26 protein-coding genes are annotated in these 26,446 nt (G+C 59.6%); 13 read left to right on the top strand and 13 right to left on the bottom strand.

Annotated features, from left to right (window positions below):
* Positions 1 to 122 precede the first annotated feature (122 nt).
* Genes FHT73_RS12580 through FHT73_RS12545 form a run of 8 tightly spaced genes read left to right on the top strand, consistent with a single transcriptional unit; the run spans position 123 to position 8,304 of the window.
* Positions 123 to 767 carry a Rieske 2Fe-2S domain-containing protein gene (locus FHT73_RS12580; RefSeq protein WP_183711998.1) on the top strand — a complete coding sequence of 215 codons (645 nt, stop codon included), beginning with the start codon at positions 123 to 125 and terminating at the stop codon, positions 765 to 767.
* Positions 764 to 1,609, top strand: coding sequence for an aromatic ring-hydroxylating dioxygenase subunit alpha (locus FHT73_RS12575; protein ID WP_183711990.1), 846 nt, complete (start codon positions 764 to 766; stop codon positions 1,607 to 1,609). Before FHT73_RS12580 ends, FHT73_RS12575 begins: the two co-directional genes overlap by 4 nt.
* Positions 1,606 to 2,262, top strand: coding sequence for a glutathione S-transferase family protein (locus FHT73_RS12570; protein WP_183711987.1), 657 nt, complete (start codon positions 1,606 to 1,608; stop codon positions 2,260 to 2,262). Before FHT73_RS12575 ends, FHT73_RS12570 begins: the two co-directional genes overlap by 4 nt.
* Positions 2,263 to 2,266: 4 nt before the next feature.
* The gene (locus tag FHT73_RS12565; protein WP_183711985.1) at positions 2,267 to 3,646 is read left to right on the top strand and encodes an amidohydrolase; all 1,380 of its coding nucleotides are present in this window, start codon (positions 2,267 to 2,269) and stop codon (positions 3,644 to 3,646) included.
* 21 nt (positions 3,647 to 3,667) lie between these two features.
* A complete protein-coding gene (locus FHT73_RS12560; RefSeq protein ID WP_183711983.1) occupies positions 3,668 to 4,768 on the top strand; it encodes a BMP family ABC transporter substrate-binding protein in 1,101 nt (366 codons plus the stop codon).
* A 7-nt stretch (positions 4,769 to 4,775) separates the two neighbouring features.
* The gene (locus tag FHT73_RS12555; RefSeq protein WP_183711981.1) at positions 4,776 to 6,299 is read left to right on the top strand and encodes an ABC transporter ATP-binding protein; all 1,524 of its coding nucleotides are present in this window, start codon (positions 4,776 to 4,778) and stop codon (positions 6,297 to 6,299) included.
* A complete protein-coding gene (locus tag FHT73_RS12550; RefSeq protein WP_183711979.1) occupies positions 6,296 to 7,396 on the top strand; it encodes an ABC transporter permease in 1,101 nt (366 codons plus the stop codon). Before FHT73_RS12555 ends, FHT73_RS12550 begins: the two co-directional genes overlap by 4 nt.
* Complete coding sequence (locus FHT73_RS12545; RefSeq protein ID WP_183711977.1) at positions 7,393 to 8,304, top strand: ABC transporter permease; 912 nt, start codon at positions 7,393 to 7,395, stop codon at positions 8,302 to 8,304. The genes FHT73_RS12550 and FHT73_RS12545 overlap by 4 nt, the downstream gene beginning before the upstream one ends.
* Positions 8,305 to 8,414: 110 nt before the next feature.
* Here FHT73_RS12545 and FHT73_RS12540 read toward each other — a convergent pair whose 3' ends face one another.
* Genes FHT73_RS12540 through FHT73_RS12525 form a run of 4 tightly spaced genes read right to left on the bottom strand, consistent with a single transcriptional unit; the run spans position 8,415 to position 12,148 of the window.
* On the bottom strand, positions 8,415 to 9,188 hold the full coding sequence (locus tag FHT73_RS12540) for an ABC transporter permease (protein WP_183711975.1): 774 nt from the start codon (positions 9,186 to 9,188) through the stop codon (positions 8,415 to 8,417).
* Complete coding sequence (locus FHT73_RS12535; RefSeq protein WP_183711973.1) at positions 9,172 to 10,005, bottom strand: ABC transporter ATP-binding protein; 834 nt, start codon at positions 10,003 to 10,005, stop codon at positions 9,172 to 9,174. The genes FHT73_RS12540 and FHT73_RS12535 overlap by 17 nt, the downstream gene beginning before the upstream one ends.
* Positions 10,006 to 10,016: 11 nt before the next feature.
* On the bottom strand, positions 10,017 to 11,018 hold the full coding sequence (locus tag FHT73_RS12530; protein WP_183711971.1) for an ABC transporter substrate-binding protein: 1,002 nt from the start codon (positions 11,016 to 11,018) through the stop codon (positions 10,017 to 10,019).
* Between the two features lie 47 nt (positions 11,019 to 11,065).
* On the bottom strand, positions 11,066 to 12,148 hold the full coding sequence (locus FHT73_RS12525) for a 4-oxalomesaconate tautomerase (RefSeq protein ID WP_183711969.1): 1,083 nt from the start codon (positions 12,146 to 12,148) through the stop codon (positions 11,066 to 11,068).
* Between the two features lie 110 nt (positions 12,149 to 12,258).
* Here FHT73_RS12525 and FHT73_RS12520 point away from each other — a divergent pair, with 110 nt between their 5' ends.
* Positions 12,259 to 13,152, top strand: a complete 894-nt coding sequence (locus FHT73_RS12520) for a LysR family transcriptional regulator (RefSeq protein ID WP_112414451.1) — start codon at positions 12,259 to 12,261, stop codon at positions 13,150 to 13,152.
* A gap of 125 nt (positions 13,153 to 13,277) precedes the next feature.
* Here FHT73_RS12520 and FHT73_RS12515 read toward each other — a convergent pair whose 3' ends face one another.
* The 3 genes from FHT73_RS12515 to FHT73_RS12505 form a co-directional block, all read right to left on the bottom strand.
* Complete coding sequence (locus tag FHT73_RS12515; RefSeq protein WP_112414525.1) at positions 13,278 to 13,910, bottom strand: glutathione S-transferase family protein; 633 nt, start codon at positions 13,908 to 13,910, stop codon at positions 13,278 to 13,280.
* Positions 13,911 to 14,240: 330 nt separating this feature from the next.
* Positions 14,241 to 14,819 (bottom strand): flavodoxin family protein, encoded by a 579-nt coding sequence (locus FHT73_RS12510; RefSeq protein WP_183711967.1) that lies wholly within the window; start codon positions 14,817 to 14,819, stop codon positions 14,241 to 14,243.
* A gap of 185 nt (positions 14,820 to 15,004) precedes the next feature.
* Positions 15,005 to 15,364, bottom strand: a complete 360-nt coding sequence (locus FHT73_RS12505; protein ID WP_112400131.1) for a DoxX family protein — start codon at positions 15,362 to 15,364, stop codon at positions 15,005 to 15,007.
* 142 nt (positions 15,365 to 15,506) lie between these two features.
* Here FHT73_RS12505 and FHT73_RS12500 point away from each other — a divergent pair, with 142 nt between their 5' ends.
* Positions 15,507 to 16,085, top strand: a complete 579-nt coding sequence (locus FHT73_RS12500; protein WP_112338257.1) for a TetR/AcrR family transcriptional regulator — start codon at positions 15,507 to 15,509, stop codon at positions 16,083 to 16,085.
* A gap of 157 nt (positions 16,086 to 16,242) precedes the next feature.
* Here FHT73_RS12500 and FHT73_RS12495 read toward each other — a convergent pair whose 3' ends face one another.
* Positions 16,243 to 17,679 (bottom strand): MFS transporter, encoded by a 1,437-nt coding sequence (locus FHT73_RS12495; protein WP_210290340.1) that lies wholly within the window; start codon positions 17,677 to 17,679, stop codon positions 16,243 to 16,245.
* Between the two features lie 101 nt (positions 17,680 to 17,780).
* Here FHT73_RS12495 and FHT73_RS12490 point away from each other — a divergent pair, with 101 nt between their 5' ends.
* The gene (locus FHT73_RS12490; protein WP_183711965.1) at positions 17,781 to 18,395 is read left to right on the top strand and encodes a TetR/AcrR family transcriptional regulator; all 615 of its coding nucleotides are present in this window, start codon (positions 17,781 to 17,783) and stop codon (positions 18,393 to 18,395) included.
* Positions 18,396 to 18,439: 44 nt separating this feature from the next.
* On the opposite strand, the gene FHT73_RS12485 is transcribed toward FHT73_RS12490, so the two are convergent.
* Positions 18,440 to 19,420 carry an AraC family transcriptional regulator gene (locus FHT73_RS12485; protein ID WP_183711963.1) on the bottom strand — a complete coding sequence of 327 codons (981 nt, stop codon included), beginning with the start codon at positions 19,418 to 19,420 and terminating at the stop codon, positions 18,440 to 18,442.
* Between the two features lie 97 nt (positions 19,421 to 19,517).
* On the opposite strand from FHT73_RS12485, the gene FHT73_RS12480 reads away from it, so the two are divergent.
* Positions 19,518 to 20,741, top strand: a complete 1,224-nt coding sequence (locus FHT73_RS12480; RefSeq protein ID WP_183711961.1) for an MFS transporter — start codon at positions 19,518 to 19,520, stop codon at positions 20,739 to 20,741.
* 232 nt (positions 20,742 to 20,973) lie between these two features.
* Here FHT73_RS12480 and FHT73_RS12475 read toward each other — a convergent pair whose 3' ends face one another.
* Positions 20,974 to 21,864, bottom strand: a complete 891-nt coding sequence (locus tag FHT73_RS12475) for a LysR family transcriptional regulator (RefSeq protein ID WP_183711959.1) — start codon at positions 21,862 to 21,864, stop codon at positions 20,974 to 20,976.
* Between the two features lie 106 nt (positions 21,865 to 21,970).
* On the opposite strand from FHT73_RS12475, the gene FHT73_RS12470 reads away from it, so the two are divergent.
* On the top strand, positions 21,971 to 22,840 hold the full coding sequence (locus tag FHT73_RS12470; protein ID WP_183711957.1) for an NmrA/HSCARG family protein: 870 nt from the start codon (positions 21,971 to 21,973) through the stop codon (positions 22,838 to 22,840).
* Positions 22,841 to 23,061: 221 nt separating this feature from the next.
* Here the strand turns inward: FHT73_RS12470 and FHT73_RS12465 are convergent, their stop codons facing one another.
* The 3 genes from FHT73_RS12465 to FHT73_RS12455 form a co-directional block, all read right to left on the bottom strand.
* Complete coding sequence (locus FHT73_RS12465) at positions 23,062 to 23,487, bottom strand: DUF4168 domain-containing protein (protein ID WP_112611204.1); 426 nt, start codon at positions 23,485 to 23,487, stop codon at positions 23,062 to 23,064.
* A gap of 457 nt (positions 23,488 to 23,944) precedes the next feature.
* Complete coding sequence (kdgD, locus tag FHT73_RS12460) at positions 23,945 to 24,853, bottom strand: 5-dehydro-4-deoxyglucarate dehydratase (protein WP_183711955.1); 909 nt, start codon at positions 24,851 to 24,853, stop codon at positions 23,945 to 23,947.
* Between the two features lie 37 nt (positions 24,854 to 24,890).
* Positions 24,891 to 25,865 carry a mannonate dehydratase gene (locus tag FHT73_RS12455; protein WP_183711953.1) on the bottom strand — a complete coding sequence of 325 codons (975 nt, stop codon included), beginning with the start codon at positions 25,863 to 25,865 and terminating at the stop codon, positions 24,891 to 24,893.
* Positions 25,866 to 26,446: the final 581 nt, after the last annotated feature.

Here is a 26,446-nt window from a genome sequence, read left to right as displayed (position 1 = left end):
TAATCATTGTTGCCAATGCGAATTATTTATGCAAAATCTTTGAACGCTACGGGGATGCAGGCATCAGTGCCTGCCTATGACCAGCGGCGCTAAGCCATTGGTGAAATTAGAGAGTTGAGACCATGCCATTTGATGGGGCCGGATCCTGGGCGCCAGTCGCCCTTTCCTCTGATCTGCCGCCAGGAACCGTCATACCGGCCTGGACATCGGTTGGCCCGATTGCCCTATGGCGCAGTCAGTCGGGCCGCGCAACTGCGTCTTCCGATCGCTGTCCGCATCGCGGAATGAAATTGTCGCATGGTTTCGTCCGCGGCGAAGCGCTGTCCTGCATCTATCACGGTTGGAGCTATTCGGTGTCAGGCGGATGTATTCGCATTCCCGCCCATCCCGATCTGGTTCCCCCGGAAACCATTCGTGTCGCCGTCCAGCAAATCGAAGAAGCGGGCGGCATCTTATGGGCAGCCATCGGACAGCCGGCAACGCAGCCTCCGCAGCTCGACGAACTTGTCCCGTTGCGCTCTGTGAGCGTGGAAGGGGATGTCGCGGCAATCGAGGCTGCGGCAGGGGCGAAGATCGATGCGAGGGGACTGATCCGCCTGCCGGAATTTCCCTGGATCGGGTTGCTTCTGGCGCCACAGGAAAAGCATGCGCTCCTACTTCTCATGATCGACAGGGATCGCAGCCCGGTAGACCGCATTGCGGCGTCTCGGATTGTTGAATCCATCCGCCGTGCGGCGGAAGAGCGCCATAGGGAGATCGCGGAATGAAAGGCGGCGCCATGATGGATGAATGGTATCCTGTCGGCCTCTTCAGCCAACTCAGCGAGAAGGGAAGCAAGACCTGGCTAATGGGCGAGGCGATCGAGGTCGCGCGCGATCGGCATGGCAATGCGCAGGTGATAACTGCCGAGGGAAGAGCCCTCCCCATCCGGGTGCGGTATGGCCATGTCTGGTCTTCCCTCGGGAGCCCGGAGAAGGAGCTTTTCGCCATTCCGGAGGCTGATCAGCCGGGCCGGCGCTTCGTCGATGTCGGCGTGGTCCGTGTGCGCTGCTCGCCGCTTCGCGCCGTAGAGAACTTTCTCGACATCGCGCATTTTCCCTTTGTCCACACCGACATCCTCGGTGCGGAACCGCATACGGAAGTCGAAAACTATAAGGTCGAGATCCGCGAGGGTGTCGATGAAGTCTGGGCAACGCAAGTAAAATTCTACCAGCCGCAGGCTGCAAAATCCGCGACCGGCGGCATTACCACCGAATACATGTACCGCGTGCCAGCCCCGACCTGTTCCGTCCTCTACAAGACATGCCCTCCGCGCCCCAGCGAATGGGACGTCATAACCTTGTTCGTCCAGCCTCTTGCCGAAGACCTCTGCGACGTATGGCCGTGGATGGCGCTCTTCGATGATGAAACGCCGATGACGGACCTCATCCACTTTCAGCAGACGATCTTCCTGCAGGACCGCTCGATCCTCGAAAACCAGATACCCGCGCTTCTTCCGCTCGATCCCGGCATGGAAATTCCGACAAGGGCCGACCTCACCTCGGTCGCCTACCGGCGATGGCTCAAGCGCCATAACTATACCTACGGCGCACAGTTGGTCGCACAATGAAACTCTATGACTACATCTTATCGCCGAGTTGCTACAAGATCCGGCTGATGGCCGCGATCCTCGGCATCAAGCTCGACATCCGGCCCGTCGACTTCCATCCCGGCGCGGAGCATCGCGGGCCGGAGCTTCTGGCGCTCAATCCGGCAGGCTCCATCCCGATCCTCGAAGATGGCGATCTTGTGCTCACCGAATCCTCCGCCATGCTTGCCTATCTCGCTGCCAATTCTGCGCCGGAATGGCTGGGGCAGGCTTCGCCGCAGGGGACGGCGCGCGTGGAGCAATGGCTCTCCTTCTCCCATCGCCTGACAGCCAATCTTGGTGGCGCGCGGCTCCACGAAATGCTCCTGCGACCGGGTGACATTAAGCTTCTACAGGCTCAGGGGATTACTGCCCTGCGCGAACTCGAAGCTGGGCTCTTCGAGCAGGGCGAGCGCGGCATGCAATTCCTCGCAGGAAGCAAGGCAACGATCGCCGATATCGCCTGCTTCCCCTATGTCGCGCTTGCGCCCGACGGCGGCATCTCGCTTGACCCCTACCCGTTGATCCGGCTCTGGATGCGCGCCATCCGCAGCCTGCCCGGTTTCATCGAAATGCCCGGCATTCACCGCCTGCACGAGCTGAAACCCGATCCGCACCCGGCGGGGGAGGCGTGATGAAATGACCGGCTACCTCCTGAAAAATTGCGCCGCTGTGATCGTCGATGAGGGCAAGGGACCGAGCGTACGCCGAAACGTCGACCTGCTTACCAAGGGTCCGGCGATCCAGTCGATCGGCGAGGACCTGTCGCTGAATGCCCTGCCTGAGGGCACGATCGTCCAGGACGCATCCGGCTGGTTTGTCTATCCGGGGCTCGTCAACACCCATCACCATTTCTTTCAGTGCTTCGTGCGCAACCGGGCCGACCTCGACTGGACGAAACTTTCCGTCATCGAATGGCTCGACCGCATCTATCCGATCTTCTCGCGGCTGACGGAGGACTGTTTCTATCATTCCTCGGTCACCGCCATGGCCGAGATGATCAAGCACGGATGCACCACCGCCTTCGACCATCAATATTGCTTTCCCCGCCATGCGGGAAAACGCCTGATCGATCGCCAGTTCGAAGCGGCGGAATTGCTCGGAATGCGCTTTCACGCAGGCCGCGGCGGCAACACCCTGCCGAAGTCCGAGGGGTCGACGATCCCGGATGCCATGCTCGAAACCACGGATGAATTCATCGCTGATTGCGCGCGGCTGATCGACAGCTATCACGATGCCGGCCCCTTCAGCATGCGCCAGATGGTGGTCGCACCTTGCCAGCCGGTCAATTGCTACCGCGAAACCTTCGTCGAGTCGGTTGCGCTCGCGCGCGATCGCGGCGTGCAGCTGCATACCCATGTCGGGGAGGGCGAAAGCCCTGTCATCGAGGCGCGGCATGGCATGCGCACGGTCGACTACTGCGCTGAATTGGGTTTTGCCGGCCCCGACACCTTCTACGCCCATTGCTGGGAGCTGACACACGACGAGTTGCGCAAGATGGCAGCGAGCGGCACCGGCGTCTCCCATTGCCCGGAGCCGGTCTATCTTGTCGGCGCCGAAGTGACCGATATCCCGGCGATGCAGGCTTTCGGCCTGCGCATCGGCCTCGGCTGCGATGGAGCCGCATCGAACGACAACTCGAACCTCATGCACTGCATCCATTCCGCCTACATGCTGCAGTGCCTGACGGCCTCGACGCGTCAGCACTCGGTCCCTGCCCCGCTCGATTTTCTGCGCTATGCGACAAGCGGAGGCGCAAGCCTGCTCGGGCGCACCGATATCGGCCGTCTCGCCCCGGGCATGGCAGCCGACCTCTTCGCGATCGATACCCGACGGATGGACTATGTCGGGACTCGGCATGACCCGCTAAGCCTGATTGCCAAGGTCGGCATCGGCATGCCGACCGATCTGACCATGATCAACGGACGCATCGTCTGGCAGGGCGGTGAATTTACCGGACTGGACGAGGCTGCGCTGTTTGCCGCGGCCGAGGCCGCACTTGCAACAGTGGAATTCTGAAAAACCAAAAGGGGAACTGGGATGCAGAAGAATCTGACCCGCAGAACATTGATGAAAAGCGCGGCTGTCGCAGGCCTCGCAACGGCCTTTACCGGCCGCTCTGCCTTTGCCGCAAACGAACCGCTCGGCATCACGCTCGTCGTGCCCTCACCGATCGGCGATGTCGGCTGGGGCCATGCGCTGGCCGCGGGCCTTGATCCGATCAAGGCCGCCTATGGCGACAAGGTCAAGGTGACGGTGATCGAAAACATCGCCGAAGGTCCGGATGCGGACCGCATCATGAACAAGACGGTCGCCGATGGAAACCATTTCCTGATCGCCGGCTCGTTCGGCTATCAGAACGGCGCGCTTCAGGTTGCCCGCCGCAATCCGAAGGTCAGCGTCCTGCATGCCTCCGGCTTCCAGGTCGCGCCGAATTTCTCCCCATTCGCCGCCAAGTATTTTCAAGGAACTTACCTGCTTGGCATGGCGGCAGCGGCTGTCTCCAAGACGGGCAAGCTCGGTTCGGTCTCCGCCTTCGCCATTCCTGAGCTGATCACGTCGGTAAACGCCTTCACGCTCGGCGCGCAAGCGGTGAAGCCCGACATCGAAGTATCGGTCGTCTGGGTCAACTCCTGGTTCGATCCGGCCAAGGAACAGGAAGCGGCCAAGGCCTTGATCTCGCAAGGCTGCGACGTGATCTTCTCGAACGCGCAGGATACGCCCTCGGTCATATCGGCCTGCGAGGAAGCCGGTGTCTACGCCTTCAACCTGAACTCCTCGATGAAGAAATATGCGCCGAAAACCTACCTCGGCTGCGTGTCCACGGATTGGTCGCCGTTCTTCAAGGCATCGGTCGATGCCCATCTCGCTGGCACGTTCAAAGGCGCCAACGCGTTTCTCGGCGTCGCGGAGAAGGTCGTCCAGGTCGTCGACTGGAGCACGGCAATCCCGGCCGATACCATGGCGAAGATCAAAGAAACCGAAGGCAAGATCGCAAGCGGCAGCTTCTCGCCGTTTACCGGCCCGATCGCCAAGGCCGACGGCAGCGAGGGAGCGGCTTCGGGCGCGACATTGACGGATGCCCAGATCGTCGCGATGGACTGGCATGTCAAAGGTGTGAAGACGCCTTTGCCGAAGTAATCACGTCATGACCATTCCGCTGCTGTCGCTGCGCGGCATCTCCAAAAGCTACGGCCAGGTCCATGCTAACAAGCATATCGACCTGGACGTGGCCAAGGGCTCGATCCATGCCATCCTCGGAGAAAACGGCGCCGGCAAATCGACCCTGATGAAGCTAATCTACGGCGTCGAACAACCGGACGAAGGGACTATCGCCTGGCATGGGCAGCCTCTCAGCCTTGCCTCCCCTGCGGAGGCGAGGCGTACCGGCATCGGGATGGTCTTTCAGCATTTCTCGCTGTTCGAGAACCTGACGGTCGTTGAGAACATTCGCTTGATCGTGGCTGGCCGCAGGGCCGAACTTGCGCGGCGCATCCGCACATTGGGGGATGAATTCGGTCTCGAAGTCGATCCGCTCGCCCACGTGCACGAACTGTCTGTTGGCGAGCGGCAGCGGGTGGAAATCATCCGATGCCTAATGACCGATCCGAAGCTGCTGATCCTCGACGAGCCGACATCGGTGCTGCCGCCGCAGGCCGTAGGTAAGCTGTTCGAGACGCTGCGCCGGCTGCGAGACGGCGGCGTCTCGATCCTCTTCATCTCGCACAAGCTGGAGGAGATCCAGTCCCTGTGTGACCGCGCCACCATCCTGCGCGCCGGACATGTGACCGGGCATGTGGATCCGCGCGAGCATGACGGCCATGATCTCGCCCGCATGATGATCGGCCGCGACATGCCGGAAGCAATCCCTGCATTGCCTATGGCCGAAGGCGAAAAGCGCCTGGAACTCATTGGCCTCGATTACCGACCCGACGATCCTTTTGGCATGTCGCTCTCCACCATCAGCCTGACGGTGCGCAGCGGCGAGATTCTGGGCATTGCCGGCATTTCCGGCAATGGACAAAAGGAACTGGCAGCCCTGATTTCGGGGGAAACGACCCTGCCGCGGGACAAGCGCGACCAGATCTTCATGATGGGGCACGACGTGGGTAGTCTCGATGCGGCGCGCCGTCGAAAACTCGGCTTTGCCTTTGTCCCGGAAGACCGGCTGGGGCACGGCGCCGTCCCCGAAATGTCGCTGACGCTCAATGGTCTGCTAACGGCTCATCCCTTGAGGCTCGTGAAACATGGCCTCCTCGACAGCGGCAAGGCGACCGACTTCGCAAACGAATGCATCCGGAACTACGACGTGCGCACGCCCGGCCCGGATGCGGAAGCAGGCTCGCTTTCCGGCGGAAACCTGCAGAAGTTCATTGTCGGGCGCGAAATCATGCTGGCGCCGAAACTGCTGTTTCTCGCGCAACCAACCTGGGGCGTCGATGTGGGCGCGGCCTCCGCCATTCGCAAGCGGCTGATTGAGCTGCGCAATCAGGGCATGGCCATTCTCGTCATATCGGAAGAACTCGAGGAGCTGTTCGAACTCAGCGATTTTATCCAGGTCCTTTATCACGGCAGGTTGAGCCCGCCGCTCGTCACGCGCGACACCCACCCGGAAGAGATCGGTCGATACATGATCGGCGTACAGCCCCAACGCGAGAAAGCGCCCGCATGAGCAGTTCCTTCTCCGCCGTCCTGCCCACCCTGGTTCGACGGGAACGAGCCTCGCTGACTGCGAAATTGCTCGCGCCGCCGATTGCCCTCGTCGTGACAATCGCCCTCAATCTTGGCCTCTACATTGCGATGGGCCGCGACCCGGCGGCGGTGATCTACGCCATGCTGATCGAGCCGTTCGTCTCGTGGGCATCATTCTCAGAGGTATTGCTGAAGACCGGTCCGCTACTTCTGATCGCACAGGGTCTCGCGATCGGCTTTCGAACGAAGATTTTCAACATCGGTGCCGAGGGCCAGTTCATTCTCGGGGCAATCTTCGCCTCCGCCATACCCATCTGGATGCCGCAGGCAACGGGCCAATGGATTTGGCCGGCGATGCTGTTGCTCGGCACCCTCGGCGGCGCGCTCTGGGCGTCTCTCACCGCCTTCTGGCGTGTCAGGCTCAATGCCAACGAGATCCTCGTCTCGCTGATGCTGAGCTTCGTCGCCGCGCAATTGCTCAATTATCTGCTTCTCGGGCCATGGAAAGATCCGAACGGCTTCAACTTCCCGCAGTCGGTCATGTTCCAATACGATGCCATGGTGCCAATCCTATTTGAGGGAACGCGGGTCAATGTTTCGTTCGTGTTTGCCCTTGCTCTGTCGATTGCCGCGTGGATCTTCATGCAGAAGAGCTTCGCCGGCTATAAATTGCAGGTCGGCGGACTGGCGCCCCGCGCGGCGAGCTATGCCGGCTTCAAGGAGAGTTGGGCAATCTGGCTCTCGCTGATCATTGGCGGAGCGGCGGCCGGTCTTGCCGGTGCTGCCGAAGTTGCCGGCCCGCTTGGCCAGCTGCAGCGTTCGATCTCGACCGGATATGGCTACGCCGCAATCATCGTCGCTTACCTCGGCGGTCTCAATCCCATCGGCATCGTCATTTCCTCGATCGTCATGGCAGCGCTCTATATCGGCGGCGACAATGCTATGGTTTCCGCCAATCTGCCGATTGCTGCGGTCCGCGTATTCCAGGGCAGCCTGCTCCTCATCTATCTGATCGCCATGGCCTTCGTGCGCTATCGTATCGTATGGCGCCCCACATCCGCACGGAGCACATCATGAGTGCTGTCGAGTTCATTCTTGCGGGCATGCTGGCAGCCGCAACGCCGTTTCTGCTGGCAGCCCTGGGCGAGCTTGTCGCAGAGCGTGCCGGTGTCCTCAACCTCGGTGTCGAGGGGCTGATGGCGCTTGGCGCAGCCATCGCCTTCATCGTCGTTTATCACGGCGGCGGCCATTTTCTCGCCTTCCTCGCCGCGGGTCTCGGAAGCGCTCTCCTTTCGATGATCTTTGCCGGGATCATCCTGGGTCTCAACGCGAACCAGGTTGCGGCCGGCCTTGCTCTCGGGATTTTCGGCCAGGGCCTCTCGGCGCTGTTCGGCAAGAGCTATGAGAGCCTGACCATCACGACGCTGCCAAAGATCGCGATCCCCGGGCTGTCGGACATCCCGGTTATCGGTGGCCTCTTCAACCAGGATATCGTCGTCTGGATCTCGCTTGTCGTGACGATCGCCATATGGGCGCTGTTTGCCTACGGCAAGGTTGGCCTGGTGCTGCGCGCGGTCGGTGAAAACCCGAAAGCCGCGCATGCGATCGGCTATCCCATTATTGCGATCCGTTTCGCCGCGGTTGCATTCGGCGGCATGATGGCAGGCTTCGCCGGCGCTTATGCCTCCACGATCTATACACCGCTCTGGGCGGACGGCATGATCGCCGGGCGTGGCTGGATTGCCATTGCTCTCGTCGTATTCGGAACCTGGCTGACGGGGAGGATCTTCCTGGGCGCCTGCCTGTTTGGTGCGGTATCGCTTATGGGGCTTGCCGCCCAGGCGACAGGATTTGCCGTCCCCTCACAACTCCTGGCGTGCCTTCCTTATCTCGTGACGATCATCGTCCTCGGCATTATCTCGGCCGACCGCCGCCTGCTCAAGCTTAACGGTGTCGCCTCCCTCGGCGAGCCATTTGAGCGTTAAAGCAATTCCAGAAAAAATGCGCACCGGCTTTCCGGCCGGATGCGCATAGAACCAAAGAGCGTTCACGCAATTCGAAGAAATGCGTGAACGCTCCGACTATCTTTGCGCAATCAGGTGGTACGTTCTGCCGCGCGGGGACGCCATTTGATCAGACGAGCCTCGACGAAATCCAGGACGAGATCGATCAGCAGGACGAACACTGCCAGGATGAAGATCCCCGCAAAAACGCCGACGGCATCGAAGTTCCCTTCAGCCTGCGCGATCAGGTAACCGAGACCGGCCGATGCACCCAGATATTCACCGATGATGGCACCAACAACCGCAAAACCGACGGATGTCCGAAGCGATGAAAGAATCCAGCTCGCCGCAGCCGGGAAATAGACATGGCGCAGCAGTTCGGATTTCTTCGCGCCGAGAATGCGGGCATTGGACAGCACCACGGGATTGACTTCCCGCACGCCCTGCATCGCGTTGAAGAAGGTTACGAAGAACACGAGCGTGACGGCAAGGGCCACCTTGGACCACAGGCCCAAGCCGAGCCACAGGACAAAGATCGGGGCAAGGACCACACGCGGAATGGCGTTCAGGCCTTTGATGAACGGATCGAGGATTCGGGCAGCGGAGCGTGACAATCCGAGCCACACGCCTGCAGCAACGCCAAGTGCCGTGCCAATGACGTAGCCGAGCACCGTTTCTGTCAGGGTAATGGTCACATGCTTGAAGAAGCCTGGATCTGTGACCCATGTGAATACCTGTTTCAGAATATCGACAGGCGAGGGAAAGAAGAAGACATCGACCACGCCCAGGTTCACGCCGATCTCCCAACCGCCGACAATGACCAGCAGCAATGCCAGTTGGGTAAGTCTCTCAGTCATGGCGTTCATAGCTTTTCTCCACTTCACCGCGCAGGGAAGACCAGATATTGCGATAGAGTTCGGTAAAGCGGGGATCGAGCTTGATCTCCGCGACATCGCGAGGCCGCTCCAGATCGACAGGGAAACTGTCGATGACACGCGACCGGGGACCCGAGGCCAGAACCACAACGCGATCCCCCAGAGCAATCGCTTCCTCAAGATCATGGGTAATCAGAACCACTGCCCGCTGCTCTTCCTGCCATAGCCGAAGCAGCTCATTCTGCATCAAATGCCGGGTATGAATGTCGAGCGCGGAGAAAGGTTCGTCCATGAGGATAACCTTCGGCCCGGTTATCAGCGCCTGCGCCATTTGCACACGCTTACGCTGGCCGCCCGAAAGCTGGTGCGGATAGCGGTCCTCGAAGCCCTTAAGCCCGACCTTCGCGAGCCATTTAAGGGCTCGCTCCCGGCGCTCGCCCGCGCGGACGCCTTGGAACATCGGCCCCAGTTCCACATTTTCGATCGCGGTTTTCCAGGGAAGCAGAGCATCCTGCTGAAACAGATAGCCGATATTATTCTGGATGCCGGAGACTACGCTGCCATCGATGGAGACCGAGCCCTTTGCCGGCTTCAAAAGACCTGCGATCGCATTCAGGATCGTACTTTTGCCACAGCCCGTCGGCCCGACGATAGCGACGAATTCGCCATCGGCCACCGCCAGATTCACATCCTGGACCGCGACGAAGGAGCCAAAGGCCATGGTGACATTTTCGATTGCCACCATCGCTTTGGGTGACGCCGCCGCATGCGGTGTCTGTGCTGCCGGCTTTAAGGCTGTCACGGACATCTTAACCTCCCTCAGTTCGATGCCGTCGCCGGCACCTTAGCTACAAATTCGTTGGTATAGGTCTTGGAAAGGTCGATCTTGGCAGCCTTGACCTTGTCGTTGAACGACGTCAGGACATCGAGAGGCGTCTTGATATCTTGTTCGTCCAGCAGCCCATCCGTGGAAAAGATCTGCCGGGCGTTTTCAACTGCCTTGATATATGTCTCCTTGTCGCCCGAAATGAATTCAGGCGGGAGCTTCTCGACGATCTCTGCGGCGCTGTGCGTCTTCATCCATTGAAGCGCTTTTACCGTTGCATTGGTGACCTTCTGAATGGTCTCCGGATTTTTGGAAATGTAGTCCTGGGTGGCGTAGAGCACCGATGTCGGATAGATGCCACCATAGATTTCCTTAGCGCCATCGTCGTTGCGAGCATCGATCAGGATCTTTCCGACACCCTTCTCGACCACAAACGTTGCCGCAGGATCGTAATTCACGAGCAGATCGATCTTGCCCTGCTGAAGCGCTGCCACTGCTGCGGCGCCCGATCCGACGCCGATGATCGAAACGTCGTTCGCCGACAGCTTATGCCGCTGAAGATAGTAGCGAATGAAGAAGTCCGAGGACGATCCCGGAGCGGTGATCCCGATCTTGGCGCCCCTAATGGTCTCCGGATTTTTCGGGTCGAATTTCGCTTCTTTGCCGCCGGCCAGCACCAGCCCGGAATTGCGTCCGAGCTCCACGAAGGCGACAACATGCTTGTTCTGAGACTGCATCTGAATCGTATGGTCGTAAAAGCCGACAGCAACATCCGTCGAGCCGGCGACCAGCGCCTGCAGGGTCTTCGATCCGCCCGACGCGAAGTTTTCGACGGTGACCTCCAGGCCCTCTTTCTCATAAAGACCCAACCCCTGCGCGACCGGGAAAGGCAGGTTGTTGAGGTTGTAGGAACCAACGCTGATGCGCACAGGTTCCGCGAAAGCCGTTCCGGATAGCGCGACCGCCGCAGCGAGTGCGAGAATAAGCTTTTTCATTCGATCTCCTCCATTTTGGCACCCTCCCGGCACCATAGGTTGATTGATTATGCTGCACAAACCAGCGCTTTGGCGGGTTTCGCAAAGACATGGCCTTCGAACAGCCGGCGTGCCGTGCGAAGAATTCCGGCGACGAGCTTTCCATCTCGCAACTGCAGCTTCACGTCCAGATGGCCGCTCGGATGTTCAATGGAAAGCACGATGGGCGGTGTTTGAACGCCAATAAGGCGGGATGCCACAGTGTTTTCGCTCACGCAGGCCGTTGCAATCCCGACAGCGCCTGTTGTCGCCAGTGACGGATGGCATTCATTCGGCATGAAATAGCGAACGTTCAATGCGCCGCCTTGTCTGGCGGGAGAGATGAGGACCGGTTTCGGAGTGACTTGACTGCGAACGTCGCCCATTCCCATTTTCTCGCCGGCAAGGATACGAAGATCTTCCAGCCGCTCGATCAGCGAATGATTGCCGTTCAGTTCAGCAGCGCTCTCGTATCCCGTCACACCAAGCGAGGCGGCCTCGATCAGGAGCATCGGCATCGCGCAATCGATACAGGTCACGTCGATGCCGTCTATCGTCTCTATCGATTTGCCGCTCGGGAAGAGCTGGCCCGTTCGAGCACCTGCCGCATCCTTGAACGTAAGCGCGATCGGAGCGGCCTGACCGGGTACGCCATCGATCTTCGCGTCGCCGAGATAGGCTACCGCGCCGTTCGGTGTCGGAACCTCGGCTTCAATCATCTTGCCGGTATTGACGTTGAAGATTTTGACGAGAGTGGTCTCTCCGGTGACCGGCACAAGCCCCGCCTCTATTGCGAACGGCCCAACAGCCGCCAGCATATTCCCACAATTGGGTGAGGTATCGACGATCTGCCTGTCGACGCGAACCTGCGCAAACAGATAATCCACGTCGGCGCCAGGCACCGTTCCCGGGCCGCAAATGGCAACTTTGCTAGTGACCGGATTTCCCCCTCCGATACCATCGATCTGAAGCGGGTGCCCAGAACCCATCACCGACAAAAGCACCTGATCCCGCTCGGCCGGGTCCTTAGGCAGGTCCGACGCCAGAAAGAACGGGCCCTTCGAGGTGCCGCCCCGCATCAGCACGCACGGTATGGAGAGCAAATCATTCATGCGTTTTTCTCGCCGTATAATGTGATTGGCGTATCAATCAGCCTTGTTATTGCTATTATGGAATTAATGATTGATATGTGAAATGCTAAAATCGAGGGCATTGATACAGAATGAACATCAATTGCGAAATCCTTGACCTTAGAGCCTTCCTTGCCGTGGTCGAACTGCAGGGCTTTCATCGCGCGGCCGATCAGCTGAACATGTCGCAACCGGCGCTGAGCCGGCGCATCCAGAAGCTGGAGCAGGCAATCGGCGCGCCTCTGCTGGAAAGAACGACGCGCCATGTCGCGGCCACAGCTCTCGGAACCGAGCTCGTGCCTCTGGTGCAGCGTATGCTCGAAGAGTTCGACGGTTCGCTGTTTTCGATGCGGGAACTGGGAACCAAGCGTGGAGGCCTGGTAACAATTGCATGCCTGCCGACGGCAGCCTTTTATTTCCTGCCGTCCGTCATTCGCCAGTTCAACCAGGAATATCCGAATATTCGGCTTCGGATTCTCGATCTGACCGCGACTGACGCACTGCAGGCGGTGGCACGCGGCGAGGTCGAATTCGGGATCAATATCATGGGAAGCTCTGATAGCGATCTTGTCTTCGAGAGGCTGGCCGAGGATCCATTTGTCCTGGCAGCCAAGCGCGACCATCCGCTAGCGGAAAAGAAAGAGGTCCGCTGGCAGGATCTTGAACCCTACCCGCTGATCACGGTTCATCGCTCCAGCGCAAACAGGACATTGCTCGACGCTGCTCTGGCCAGATCGAACATCAAGCTCAACTGGTTTTACGAAGTGACCCATCTGTCCACATCGCTCGGTCTGGTGGAGGCAGGGCTCGGGATTTCCGTGCTGCCGAAAATGGCAACTCCGCAGGGAGAGCATCCCTTCCTGATCACACGTCCGATCCGAAACCCCGAAATCTCGCGCACTATCGGCGTTGTCCGCCGCCGGGGAGGAACGCTGTCGCCCGCTGCCGAGCATTTCATGCGCATGCTGATCGGGGCGTGGACATAAAACTAATCGGCAGGCACAGCCGACAGCACGCTCTGACAGGCAGCGCCAGCTCAAAATCGTTCGGAGCGCTCAATTAACTGAGCGGGCGAACCTGCGACGACAGCCAGCCTTTCGGCAAATCGCGATCAGCCGCCCGACGCGGCAGTGAAAACCGCCAACTGCCCGTCGAAAGCACGCTTGAAGGCAGGCCGCGCTTCACCGCGCCTGACATAGGCGTGGAGATTCGGATATTCGTTCAGAATGCCCGATGCGTGCAACCTGCGCAGCACCGACACCATCATCAGGTCGCCGGCACTGAATGCGCCTTCGAGCCAGTCGGCATCGCCAAGGCGAGCGGACAGGGCACCCAGTCGATCGCGGATGGCTTCTTCAACGAGCGGACGGCGCTGCTCGTACCAGGGCTCGTGGATGCCGCGGTTGATGATCGGCGGTTCCACCGTGTTAAGCGCAGAGAACATCCAGGCGATCGCGCGGGCACGGGCGTTTGGGTCATCCGGGAGCAGGCGCCGGTAATGCTCTGCGATATGAAACACGATCGCCCCCGACTCGAAGAGAACGAGATCGCCTCGCTCATAGGTCGGGATTTGCCCGAAGGGCTGACGCGCGCGATGTGCGGGCTCCTTCATCGCTTCGAACGACACAAGGCGGACCTCGTAAGGCTCTCCCACTTCTTCGAGCGCCCAGCGAACCGGCATGTCCCGCGCCAGTCCCCGACCGCGGTCGGGCGATCGTTCAAAGACGGTAATGATGGTCGATATCCTGTTGCTCATCGTCCTCTCCATTTATGGCGTGTTATCTTAGGGACGATTGAAACGGGGGCCGCCCGACAATGGCTGGCAGGATTTTTCCACCGCAGACGTGAGCACAACTTCCCGGGACGTAGCCGAGCCACGTCCGTATGGAAGAGGCTGACGGACGATCAATGCGAGAATTCGCGATCCGTAGGTAGAAAATGACCGGGAAAACCAACCGGATTGAACATGCACAGTCGATCTTCACGCCGCCACGCCAGGAGCCGGTTACGCAGTAAGCGGCCGCCTGCCCACGGGAGCCAGCAGCCGTTTACGCCTTGAGAACCGGTGCCGATATCAAGCCGCCTGAGCCAACGCGAGCCGCAGCGCAACCCATGCGACGCGCTCGCCGTAAGCGCGGGCTGTTTCCAGATCGCCGACCGACATTTCGCTCGGGGCTGCATCGGCGTCGGACTGAGCCATGGGCGCGATGTACGATCCCATCCTGTTGGCATCGTCACGCTTCGATGCCTTCACGTTTGCTGGCTTCATACCCAGGCTGACCCACAGACCGCCGTGCTGTCCCGTCAGAAGAACGAAATATTCGAGGGTGTTGAGCTTGTCACCGTTCAGGCTGGCGCTGTTGGTAAAGCCTCCGAAGACCTTGTCCTGCCATTTGTTGGCAAACCAGGCCTTCGAGGACGTGTCGGCAAATTTTTTAAACTGCCAGCTCGGACCACCCATGTAGGTCGGCGATCCGAAGATGATGGCGTCGGCGGCATCCAATGCGGCCCAGGCCTCGTCTGAAAGGTTGCCGTCAGCGTCAATGGCGTAGAGTGTACCACCCGCCCCTTCCGCGACGGCTTCCGCCATTCGCTGAGTGTGACCGTAGCCGGAATGATAGACGACGGCTGTATTGGTTTCGCGATGTGACATAATGATCTGGCCTCCTTGGGGCCGTGGCTTTGCGCAGTCCGGAGGCGATTTCGCTCCGTACGGTGCCTTCTTTCAAAAGAGGTTGATGGGGGGTCGGGTGACGTCCAACGTCTGGCGATGGATAGTTTTAGTCAGCCGGTTACGCGGAGGTTCTCAGGGTGATGAACTTATGTGCCGCGAGATGCTCAGGCATGACTGTTGACACCGGCCAGCATCAGCAACAGCAGGAACAGCATTGGCGGCGGTAGCTCGCGATAGTTCCGGATACGGACAATGGCCGCGATCGCTGCGAGCATGATGCAGGTGCCCAAGGCGACCCCGATATATCGGCTGCCGGCTGTAACCAGCAGCACTGCGGTTAGGAGTTCGAGTGCGCCCGTGATCCAGCACCACCAGAACGGAAATCCGAGCTGCACGAAGCCCGCGCGGACTTTTGAATGGCCGCTCATGTTGACCATGGCCCCGACGAGAAACGCGGCTGAGGACAGCCAAACGAGGACGGTATTGAGCACCGTTGTGCCCGTGAAAATTTGAACTGAATCCATTGCTATCTCTTCTCCGATACGCCGCGTCGCGACCAGCTCTTATAGCGTCATCATATATTCTAGCATTGCTAGTTTGTCAATCGACGTTCTTTTTGATAGCTTCAGGAAAAGGGAATTCGTGCGAATGAAGACGGGAGCCAAGGTGGGTATCAGCGAACGCAAAGCCCGGGAAAGGGAGGAACGAGGCCGCAGGATCGTTGTCGCTGCGAGGACGATCGCGGAACGCGACGGCTGGGCCTCGGTCACCATCCGGCGTCTCGCCGACGAGATCGAATACAGCCAGCCCGTTCTCTACTCGCATTTCCAAAATCGCGATGAAATCGTCGGCGCAGTCGCACTCGAAGGATTCGGCGAGCTGGCCGGGATACTCCGCGCCGCGATCCGGCCGTCGTCCACGCCCGAGGAGGCAATAGAAGGCGTGGCGACCGCCTATCTCGATTTCGCCTTTGCCCGACCGGCAATGTACGAGGCGATGTTTATCCTTCCCACCGGTCTGCGCTTCGCCAGATCCGATACGCCAACGCAGCTCCGGGAGGGCTTCGGAGCCATGGCGACGGTGATCGCGCCCTTCGCCCAGGACGTGGATACCGCCACGGAGACTTTCTGGGCAGCGCTCCACGGATTGGCGGAGCTTGAGCGCCACGGCAGAATAAGGCCCGCTTTCCGGTCCCACCGGATCACACTCATCATGCAGATGGTGTCGGGCCAGCTCCAACGATAAATGTTGCGATTGATGGGATGCCGCAGCAGGGGAGCAGGAGTTGGGCGAAGGGTCTCGATCTTCGGAATTTGTTCACTGCCGATAGGGGCACGATTTACTGAAATTCCGCGACTTTCCCTTGGGCGTATCGATATCTAAATCGAAGACGGATAGCTGGTCATTCCTGCGATCGCCGCGGTCGGATCAGCGCTGCCACGGCAATAGCCGTGGCGATGATGCCACCCGCCGCGCAAAGCCAAAAGGCGAGACGAACACCGCTCGCCAGGTCGCTGGCAGATACCTTGCCTCCTGCAAAACCGGCATAAGCATTGGCAAAACCAACAAGGACAGCAAGACCAACGGCGTTGCCGATGTTCATCGTGGTCGACGCCATCCCCGATGCAACGCCCTGTTCGCGATCCGGCACTCCGGAACCGGCAATGATCCACATTGCGGTCCACACGACACCCTGACCGATCCCCGAGACGAGCAGACCCGGAACGATGGCCGCATAACTGCTTTCGGGCCACGCCCCGGCCACCATGATAACGGTGCCCGCTGCCCCTACCAGCATTCCTGCGATCAATGTCGATCGCGCCGAAAAGCGCGACGCGTACCGCTCGCCGATTTGAGTACCGGCAGCAATGGCAAGCGAGGGAACGAGGAAGGCAAGGCCTGTCTCTGAGGCCGTGAAGTGATGGATATCCTGAAACAGCACCGTCAGAAAATACGGCAAGGCTCCAAACGTACCCATGTAGAGAAAGGTGATGGCCATGCTCGTCACAAGCATGCGGTTGCCGAACAGCCTGAGAGGCATCAATGGATCGCGACTTTGCGATTCGATGATCATGAACGCCAGCAGCAGAAGCGCCGATAGACCGAAGGCCCAGAGAATAGGTGCGGCATTCCAGCCGAACACCGGCCCCTGGACGAGTGCGAACACCAGCAGAGTGGCGCCTCCCGTAACCGTCAGCGCTCCCGACAAGTCGAAGGAGCGGCCGTGGGGCACGCGAGGATCTCGCGGGATGACGAAAAAGGCTGCGACGATTGCAATCAAGGCGAGGAAGACATTGACGAAAAACACCGATGGCCAGCCAAAAGCGCTCGTTAGAAAACCGCCGGCAAGCGATCCGATCGTAAGACCGCTGGCACCCGCCCCTCCCCAGACTGCCAGAGCCCGGTTGCGCGCTGCCCCCTCCGCAAACAAGCGGTTGACGAGCGAAAGCGTGGCCGGAAATAGAAAAGCGCCGCCGATGCCTTGGACGGCTCGCGCTGCGATGATGACTGCGGGCTCCCAGGCCAATCCCCCCACCAGTGAGGATATCGCATAGAGCCCGAGCGCCGTGATGAACAATCGGCGTTGGCCGATGAGGTCCGCCGCACGCCCGCCGAAGAGCAGAAAACCGCCGCAGAAGACTGTGTAGGCGCTGACGACCCATTGCAGCGTCTGACCGGAAAAGTCGAGACCCTCGCCGATTTTGAGCAAGGCGACGAAGACGATGTTGATATCGAGCGAGATGATCAACTGTGCGAATGCGAGGAGCGCTAGTGCAGCCGTCCGGTTGAAATTCGCCGCGCCTGCCCCGACTGATGGTCTTTCTGCAATGTGGTCCATTTATCCTCTCCGTCAATTCTTTGTTGATCAACAAATAATGTGAAGCTTGCGTAGCCGAGTCAAGGTGATTATTTGTTGAATGACAAAGATTGAGGTTAAGCATGGCAGGACGGCCGCGGGAATTTGATCGTGATGAGGCGCTGGCCAAAGCCCGCGACCTCTTCTGGGAGCGAGGCTACGAAGGCGTCTCGATGTCCGACCTCGTCGACGCCATGGGCATAGCGTCGGCGCGCATCTATGCCGCTTTCGAATCGAAAGAGGCGCTGTTCCAGGAAGCGGTCATGCTGTACGCCTCCGGTGAGGGCGGATTTGCCACTCGAGCACTGGCTGAAGAATCGACTATTCTCGATGCCTTCGAGCGACTTCTGCGGGATGCGGTCCTGCTCTATACGCGCCCCAATCACCCACACGGCTGCATGATCGTGATGGCGGCCACCAACTATACGATCAATAACCAGGCCGTTCGCAAGCGGCTCGGCCGATACCGGCGGGACCGCGCTGCCTCCCTACACGAGCGTCTGAAAATGGCATCGAAGGCCGGCGAGTTGAAACCTGATGCCGACCCGCGCACGCTGGCGGAATTCTACGCCGCTTTTCTTCACGGTCTATCAGTGCAGGCGGCCGACGGCGTGCCAAGAGACATGCTTCTGTCTACATTGTCTCACGCGCTATCGCCGTTGAAGAACGCGTTATTGGCCAAGGCTGACGATCTCTGAACCGATTGCCGCCGGCGTTGCACATTCTCGCGATGGTGAGAGCTTCAATCCACAGGGAGCGAATTCGTTTCAGCTCCGCTGCCCTTGCGGAACTGGCTCGGTGGCGCACCGATAATGCGCTTGAAGGCACGGCTGAACGATGCTTCGGCGTCGTAGCCCAATCTCTGCGCGACCACGGAGACACGCATTCCGCCACGCAGCCACTGAAGAGCCTGATGCATGCGCACCCGCGCCACGTAGCGCGCCGGCGTTTCCCCCACGACTTTCAGGAATCGCTCCGCGAAACCAGACCGTGAGATGCCTATCAGGTTCGCAAGTGCCGCCAAACTCCAGTCACGGTCCGGCTCCAGGTGAATTGCGGCCAGCACCCGGCCGATTTCGGGGTTGCGCACCGCGGCAATCCAGCCGGTGGTATCGCCGCAGCCATGTTCGACCCACGTCCTGATCAATGTTGCGGTCAAGACATCCGCGAGCCTTGCCAATATACCTCCCGCGCCGACCCGATCCATCTGCACTTCACGCGTCATGGCGTCGAGCAAATGCGGAATCGCCGGCTCGTTCTTGGCTAGATCGCTGGTGAGCATGGTGTCGGGCATCAACCGCAGCAGCGGATGAAGGTTGTCGATATTGAAGCGCATCGCCGCGGTCAAAGCCACCGTTCCCCCACACGCATCCTGGCACTGGAGATCGAAGACATCCCGGCAGACTTCCTTGCGGTCAAATTGCTCGAAAGGCACCGGCGGGATGCCTGGCTCGCTTGCAATCATATGCGCATTGCCACGCGGCAGAAGCGCAGCATCGCCGGGTCCCAACGGAAGCCAATCGCCTGACGGCGCCTGAAGCCAGGCGGAGCCGGACGAAATGAAATGCAATCTCGCCGACGACTGCGGCGCAAAATAGGTCGCCCACGGCTCCGAGAGCCGACAGCGACCATATTCAACGCCATCAAGCCGCAAGCCCCTCAGCATCTCGCTCAGGGCATCATGAGTCTCGCCAGCATTATCTTTGGACGAATAGTCAAGCATCTCGGATTTCCTAGCATGGAAAGTACAGACTGTCACGACTACCTTCTTGCTCAATGGCATCAACGCGCGCCAAGACATCTTAATATAGGACCGCCCCATGGCAGACAGCGATTTCAGGCCAATTTCATCTCCTCACCACCAGCCGACGGCAGAGACATCCCACCGACCAAGATGGGATGCCGTCGTCGCCCTGGCTCTCGGCGTGTTTGGTCTCGTTACTGCGGAATTTCTGCCTGCCAGTCTGCTAACCCCAATCTCTTCCGACCTAGGTCTCTCTGCCGGGGAAACTGGCCAAACCGTCACGGCAACGGCTGTCGTCGCTGCATTTGCAGGCCCCGGTATCGTCATAGCCACGCGAAGCTTCGACCGACGCCGTGTGCTCTTTAGCCTGACTGCTCTTCTGATTCTTTCCTGCGCTCTGGCGGCAACCGCCAACAATTTGATTTCGCTCCTCGTATCGCGAGTTCTGCTGGGCGTCGGGCTCGGCGGTTTCTGGGCAATGGCCGGCGCGCTTGCAATGCGGCTGGTCCCGATTGAACATCTTCCCCGGGCGATGGCGATGATCTTTACCGGCGTCTCCCTCGCCACCGTCACGGCAGCCCCGCTTGGCTCCTATGTGGGGTCGACCCTTGGATGGAGAGCTTCCTTCGTCCTGGCCGGAGCCGTCGGCGTGCTTGCATTTATAGCCCAGGCTGTCACCGTGCCGTCGTTGCCACCAGCCGGTCACGCAGGTTTGTCAACGCTCGGCGCCGTTCTGACGCGCCCCAAGATCCGGGTGGGTCTGATCACCACACTTCTCATCGTTGCAGGCCATTTTGCCGGCTTCACTTATATTCGCCCGTATCTGGAAGGTATCGCCCACCTCAAGGTCGAGATGGTGTCGCTGGTGCTCCTCGCCTACGGCGTCAGTGGTTTCTTCGGCAATATTGTCGGTGGCATGATCGCGGAGCGCAGTGCTGCTGTTGGCACCGTCTTCTCGTCGAGCCTGATCGCCGTTGCCGGCGCTATCTTCGTAACCGTAGGCGCGTCCGAGCTCGCGGCGATTGTCGGAGTTGCTATTTGGGGTTTCGCCTTCGGCGCATTTCCCGTCTCCATCCAGAGCTACATCACGCGTGCTGCTCCCGACGAAGCTGAAAGCGCAGGAGCATTGCTTCTGACCGCTTTCCAGGTCGCTATTTCGAGCGGAGCGGTCCTGGGCGGCGTATTGATCGATCTGCAGGGGCCGCTGGGCGTCATGTCGTTCCTTGGCGCCGCATGCCTTGCGGGAACCATCGTGATGGCAGCACGCGGCGGCAAACAGACCGCGCTCGCTCAAAGCTAACGGGCGAGATGACAGCGTCTGCTCCGATTATCGAGGGTAGCTTTGAAGCTGCAGATACGGCAGTGATCGGAAGCGCCCTCGGTTTCCAAAGTAGGGAGCAATCGAAGCATTCGTTCGCGCTGCAGCGATCGAGATAGCTCCAGTCTGGACCAATGGCCTTTCACCCGGCGTTATCGGCGCTCAGCCAGACAGACATCGGGCCACGCTCCCACTTTATGGTTCGGCTACGCCGTCATTCCATATAGGCCGCAAGCTCCTCGGGCGCTCCCCGAGGAAAAGCCTCCTTAAGATAATCCAGAAATGCAGACACGCGGGCGCTGAGCAGCCGCCGCGTCGGGTATAGCGCCCAAAGGGCAGTCTGAAATCCTTCCACCTCACCCCAACTCACCAGCCTGCCGGTGGCCAGATCCGGAATAGCGAGCGATAGGGGTAGACGCGCCGCGCCCACGCCGGCGCGGACGGCGTCGCGAACCATGACGAAGGAGGAGACGCTCAGAACCGGCCTTGCCGCAAGGCGGAATTTTCCCGCTGAAGTCGTGACCTCCCACGATTCAGCCTGGTTCATCGCTCCACGGCTGACGGCGGGAACGGCATTGCGGCCTGCTGGACGCGGCAGGTCGGGACTTGCCACGACAACAAGCCGATCATGCAGGAAGACGCGGCCGACAAGACTTTCATCCGGCTCCGGATTCACGCGAATGACCACATCGTAAGCTTCCTCGATCATGTCGACTGCCCGGTCTTCCGTCGTGATCTCGAGCTGAACTTCGGGATATTTCCGGACGAATCCTGCTGCAAGCTTTCCCAACGCCGTCTGCGAGAACAGCAAGGGCGCGCTGATCCTCAACCGGCCCCGGGGGCTATGTCCGCCCGATGCGATCGCCTTCGCCGTTTCGTCAAGTTCTGTCAGCAGCGCGCCCGTTCGCTCGAAGAGCGCACGCCCCTCCTCCGTCAGCTTCAGCATTCGTGCACCGCGCTCGAACAGGCGCAGGTCGAGACTTGCCTCCAGCTCGGCCACGCGCCGTGACAAGGTTGCCTTCGGACGACCGGTTGCACGAGCGGCCCTTCCGAACCCGCCGTGGCGGGCGACCAGATTGAAATCGGCGAGAGCGAGCAGATCCATGTGTTTCACCAGTGAGACAGCAAGTCCAAATAGAGCGTCTATTGGGATCAATGTGGATCATTAAATTGATGACTGTCAACTGAACACCGCAACCGGAGTAACCACAATGACCATTCTCGTTACAGGCGCCACCGGCCGTGTCGGCCACCACGTCGTCGATCAACTCGTCAAGCGCGGCGCAAAGGTCCGCGTGCTGACCCGCGACCCCTCGAAGGCCAATGTCCCGGCCGGCGTCGAAGTTGCCCAAGGCGACCTGCTCGACATCGATGCCCTGCGCAGTGCCTTCCATGGCGTCAGCACGCTCTTCCTGCTGAATGCCGTTACCAGCGATGAATTCGCCCAGGCAATCATCACGCTCAACATCGCCCGCGAGGCAGGCATCGAACGCGTCGTCTATCTCTCTGTCTTCGAAGCCGATCGCGCGGTGAATGTGCCGCATTTCGCCGTCAAGTTCGGCGCCGAGCGCATGCTCGTGCAGATGGGCTTCAGCGCCACCATCCTGCGCCCGACCTACTTCATCGACAATGAGCTGATGATCAAGGACGTGATCCTCAATCACGGCGTCTATCCGATGCCGATCGGCAGCAAGGGTGTCGCCATGGTGGACGCCCGCGATATCGCCGAGGTCGCCGCCATCGAGCTGATCCGCCGCGACCAGGCTCCCGGCAAGCTGCCGATCGAGACGATCAACCTTGTCGGCCCCGACACGCTGACCGGCCCGGATATAGCCAAGATCTGGTCGGACCTGCTCGGCCGGCCGGTTGTTTACGGCGGCGATGATCCCAGTGGGTTCGAGCAGAACATGGCGAGCTTCATGCCGAAGTGGACCGCTTATGAGATGCGCCTGATGGCGGAACGCTATGTCAGCGACGGCATGATCCCCGAGACCGGCGACATCGAACGGCTGACCACCATCCTCGGCCGTCCGCTGCACAGCTACCGTGATTTCGCAGCCGCGATTGCGAACGCGGCATAGCCCTGGCTGCTCACCTCAACTTTGCCTGAAGATCCCTCATGATTATTCAGCTGCTGCTATGCTGGTGAATTTCTCGGCGAAATCGTGCTGAAAGCAACGGCCCGGTAAGCCGCAACGACCGCTTTCAAACGATTGTGTAAAAAATGCCGCCGCCGCGCCAAGATCGAAGCTCCTGGCGCGGCGGCGGCATGAGATCAACTTACCTGGAGATCGTGCGATGCCTATTGCTGTGCAGGCTCGGCTTTCTGGATCTTGTCCTGGACTTTCTTTACAAGCGCCGGATCACTCTTTGCGGCCGTCAGAATTGCGTTGTATTCGTTCACCGACATGCCCGGCGAGGTCTGGACGGCCTGCACCATCTGCTTGCTTGCCTCGGTCTGGAGCTGTTGCTTCGCGGTTGGATCCTGCGTTGCGCCGATCTTGGCCGAGTATTCCTGCCTGATCTTGTCCACCTGGAGATAGGCGACGGCAAAGGCCTCTATCTTCTGGTCGCTGACGGGTGCAGCCGCAGCATTGCTGTCGGGCTGCTGCGCTTGCGCAGGTGGCTGCCCTTGTGTTGCTTGCTGCGCAAAGGCCTGGTTGCCGAGAACCATCAAGCTCAAGATTGCAGCGGTCAGCGATGCAGCGGGGATATGACGAACAATCATCTCAATTCCTCTTCAATCGTGCGGGGGAACACCTCTTTGACGGCGTAGAGCTAGGGGTGACATATCGTTTCGATATCACCGCCGGTTAGGTTTCAGGAACGATCCGGCGGCAATGTGGCCCTCAAACGGTTTCTATGGGGTCATAGCACGGCGACGTGTGGGCGATAGAACGGCAGCTTTATGGCAGCAGTTCCGCTTCGGCGCGGGTTCCTTGCCAAGGTGACAAGCATCGTTACGGGATGTGAAAGCCTGTGAAGTTCACGATGGTGACTGAGCCTTGGCCGTAGTTATTCTGTGACCATCTCGCCGGCGAGGGCGACGGAATAACGATCGAACAGCCCGGAGCGTGCTGTTCGCCCGGGGGATGCAGCTCACCGAAATTCTGAACCGCTCTCTCTTTTCCCGCAACTGCCGACGGAAAACCGCTGCGCACTTTTCCTGGAATTGCGCTATCGGTTCAAGCTGCCTTGGCCATCTCGATAATCTTGGCGAGTGCTGACAGCTCCTCCGGCGTCAGATCGGTCAATGGTGGCCGCACCGGGCCGGGATCTTTGCCGAGAACGTGCAAGCCGGCCTTGATGATCGAGACCGCATAGCCCTTCTTCCGATTGCGCAGGGCGACGAAGGGGAAGAAGAAGCCTGTGAGGATTTCGTCCACCGTTGCCTGGTCTGCGCTCCGCAACGCACTGTAAAAACGCTGGGCCAGCGCGGGGATGAAGTTGAAGACGGCGGAGGAATAGGTCGTGACACCGGCAGCGAAATAGGCCTGAGCATAGACTTCATGGGTCGGCATGCCACCGACATAGACGAGACGGTCCTTGAGGGTCGTGGTGATCTCGATCACCTTGTCGACATCGCCGACTCCGTCCTTGCAGCCGATGAGGTTGGGGCACTCGTCGGCAAGCCGCGCGATGCTGTCGGCGCTAAGCACCGCATTGTCCCGATTGTAGATGATGACCCCGATCCCCACGGATTGGCAGACCGCCTTGACATGGGCGATCAGGCCGGTCTGCTCCGAAGACATGAGGTAAGGCGGCAAAAGCAGCACCCCATCGGCTCCGGCCTTTTCGGCCGACTTGGCGATCTCGACGGCGAGCGACGTGCCGTAGCCTGTTCCGGAGATGATCGGCGTATTGCCGGCGGATGCCTTTGCGGCGCGGACAACCTGCGGGATTTCGGCAGGATTGAGGGAGAAGAATTCACCTGTTCCGCCGGCTGCAAAAAGGGCTGCAGCATCATAGCCTGCCAGCCATTCGACATGGCGGCGGTATTTCGCCTCGTCGAATTTGAGATCGCTGTCGAAATGGGTGACCGGGAAGGACAGCAGACCGCTGCCAACCGCCTTTTTCAGTTCAATCGGGTCCATCTTGGAATCCTATCGTCGATTGGTATGACAACGGTTCTCAGGCGCCTTCGAGCGACTGAACGAGGGCGGCGATGTAGCCGTAGCAGAAGGCGAAAGCGACGCCGGTCGGGTCCCGGCCACTGATGGTCGGCACATGATCGGGCATCAGCATGTATCGATAGCCGACTTCCTTGTAGACTTTCGCGGAGCGGACCATGTCCATGTCACCCTCATCCGGGAAGGTCTCCATGAAGGAGAGCTTGCCGCCGCGAATGTTGCGGAAATGGACGTTGAAAAGCTTGCCGCGCGTGCCGAACCAGCGAATGATGTCGTCGATCTCCTCCCTCGGATTGTCGAGCATCTCGCCGACCGATCCCTGGCAGAAGTTCAGCCCGTGATAGGGGCTTTCGCGCATGAGCACGAATTTCTTCAAGCCTTCGACGGAGCCAAGGACGCGGGTAACGCCGCGATAGCCCGGCGGCGTATGGGGATCATGCGGGTGGCAGGCGAGACGGACGCGATTGCTCTCCGCCACAGGGACGACGCGCTCCAGGAAATAGTCGATGCGCTCCCAGTTTTCGTCTTCCGACAGGATGCCGGCAAGGCCCGGGGCAGCCTGGTGGTCCGCCTTATTCCAGCGGAAGCTCGCATTCATCGAACCACCACGGCCAGGTTCTTCCGGCGTGCGTGGAATGCCGATGAGGTTGAGGTTGTATTTTGCTGCAGGAATTCCCGCGGCCGCCACATCTTCGATGAGCTTGCAGACTGCATCGATCTGGCGATCACGATCCGGTCCGGCAAGCAGAATATCGGGATAGGTCGCCTTCTCAATCGGCTGAGACGGCAAGGGAAGCTGGATCATGTCCAGAATCAGCCCAAAACTCTCGACCTTGTCGCGCAGGCGCTCAAGATCGGAAAGAGTCCAGCTTTCCGGCTTTCCCGGCGGGTCCGCGCAAATATGTTTCACCCCCAATTGAGCGAAAACGCGATAGTCGTCATCATCCCGCGCCTCGACCTGCGTTCCTACATACACGGAGCATCTCTTCCATATGAGATTGACCTACATCATATGACATAATATGAATTCTGTGGCGTGTCGAGCGTTATTGCTCAGTTCGGCCAGGAGGTGTGGCAGAGGCGCTGGCTTGCCGCCTTGTATGCATTGTTTAGCGCATGAAAGGTCGCCTGAATGGCGAATATGCTCTATCGGCAGCCTGCAGCGCGCCTAGCGACTTTTGTCGTGGGTCTGGTCTTTATATTCGTACCAAAGTCGTCCCAAGGACTTTCAAACGTCGCGGATTTTCCGAAGTCATAATATGATGTCAGCGCGCACTCCATATGCGCTATGAAAATCAGGGAGGTTGAACTTGGTCTTACGCCCCAATGCTCCTTGACATATGGCCTAGTTACCTAGTTTCCCCATGGCTCAAGGGCTCATAGGTTTGCATTCATCATACGATCCTGTAATCGAAAGTAGATGATGAACAAATTTCCTGGTCTTCTTTTGATCGGCCTTACCCTTTGCGCCTGCGAGCAACGCGGCACGGAGGCTGTGGATTGCTCGAACCAAAATCCCAACCTGGTCGCGCAAGGCCCCTACGACCCTACGAATTC

It is taken from the genome of Rhizobium sp. BK098 (assembly GCF_014193155.1).
GTDB lineage: Bacteria > Pseudomonadota > Alphaproteobacteria > Rhizobiales > Rhizobiaceae > Rhizobium.
This window is presented reverse-complemented; position numbering and strand designations above follow the sequence as displayed.

Coding starts and splice junctions, on each gene's coding strand:
- FHT73_RS12505 (WP_112400131.1), bottom strand. CDS start 15,364: ATGGATTCAGTTCAAATTTTCACGGGCACAACGGTGCTCAATACCGTC.
- FHT73_RS12540 (WP_183711975.1), bottom strand. CDS start 9,188: ATGAACGCCATGACTGAGAGACTTACCCAACTGGCATTGCTGCTGGTC.
- FHT73_RS12565 (WP_183711985.1), top strand. CDS start 2,267: ATGACCGGCTACCTCCTGAAAAATTGCGCCGCTGTGATCGTCGATGAG.
- FHT73_RS12580 (WP_183711998.1), top strand. CDS start 123: ATGCCATTTGATGGGGCCGGATCCTGGGCGCCAGTCGCCCTTTCCTCT.
- FHT73_RS12570 (WP_183711987.1), top strand. CDS start 1,606: ATGAAACTCTATGACTACATCTTATCGCCGAGTTGCTACAAGATCCGG.
- FHT73_RS12475 (WP_183711959.1), bottom strand. CDS start 21,864: ATGGATCTGCTCGCTCTCGCCGATTTCAATCTGGTCGCCCGCCACGGC.
- FHT73_RS12535 (WP_183711973.1), bottom strand. CDS start 10,005: ATGTCCGTGACAGCCTTAAAGCCGGCAGCACAGACACCGCATGCGGCG.
- FHT73_RS12545 (WP_183711977.1), top strand. CDS start 7,393: ATGAGTGCTGTCGAGTTCATTCTTGCGGGCATGCTGGCAGCCGCAACG.
- FHT73_RS12470 (WP_183711957.1), top strand. CDS start 21,971: ATGACCATTCTCGTTACAGGCGCCACCGGCCGTGTCGGCCACCACGTC.
- FHT73_RS12485 (WP_183711963.1), bottom strand. CDS start 19,420: ATGCTTGACTATTCGTCCAAAGATAATGCTGGCGAGACTCATGATGCC.
- FHT73_RS12560 (WP_183711983.1), top strand. CDS start 3,668: ATGCAGAAGAATCTGACCCGCAGAACATTGATGAAAAGCGCGGCTGTC.
- FHT73_RS12480 (WP_183711961.1), top strand. CDS start 19,518: ATGGCAGACAGCGATTTCAGGCCAATTTCATCTCCTCACCACCAGCCG.
- FHT73_RS12575 (WP_183711990.1), top strand. CDS start 764: ATGAAAGGCGGCGCCATGATGGATGAATGGTATCCTGTCGGCCTCTTC.
- FHT73_RS12465 (WP_112611204.1), bottom strand. CDS start 23,487: ATGATTGTTCGTCATATCCCCGCTGCATCGCTGACCGCTGCAATCTTG.
- FHT73_RS12510 (WP_183711967.1), bottom strand. CDS start 14,819: ATGTCACATCGCGAAACCAATACAGCCGTCGTCTATCATTCCGGCTAC.
- FHT73_RS12530 (WP_183711971.1), bottom strand. CDS start 11,018: ATGAAAAAGCTTATTCTCGCACTCGCTGCGGCGGTCGCGCTATCCGGA.
- FHT73_RS12525 (WP_183711969.1), bottom strand. CDS start 12,148: ATGAATGATTTGCTCTCCATACCGTGCGTGCTGATGCGGGGCGGCACC.
- FHT73_RS12520 (WP_112414451.1), top strand. CDS start 12,259: ATGAACATCAATTGCGAAATCCTTGACCTTAGAGCCTTCCTTGCCGTG.
- FHT73_RS12550 (WP_183711979.1), top strand. CDS start 6,296: ATGAGCAGTTCCTTCTCCGCCGTCCTGCCCACCCTGGTTCGACGGGAA.
- FHT73_RS12495 (WP_210290340.1), bottom strand. CDS start 17,679: ATGGACCACATTGCAGAAAGACCATCAGTCGGGGCAGGCGCGGCGAAT.
- FHT73_RS12490 (WP_183711965.1), top strand. CDS start 17,781: ATGGCAGGACGGCCGCGGGAATTTGATCGTGATGAGGCGCTGGCCAAA.
- FHT73_RS12555 (WP_183711981.1), top strand. CDS start 4,776: ATGACCATTCCGCTGCTGTCGCTGCGCGGCATCTCCAAAAGCTACGGC.
- kdgD (WP_183711955.1), bottom strand. CDS start 24,853: ATGGACCCGATTGAACTGAAAAAGGCGGTTGGCAGCGGTCTGCTGTCC.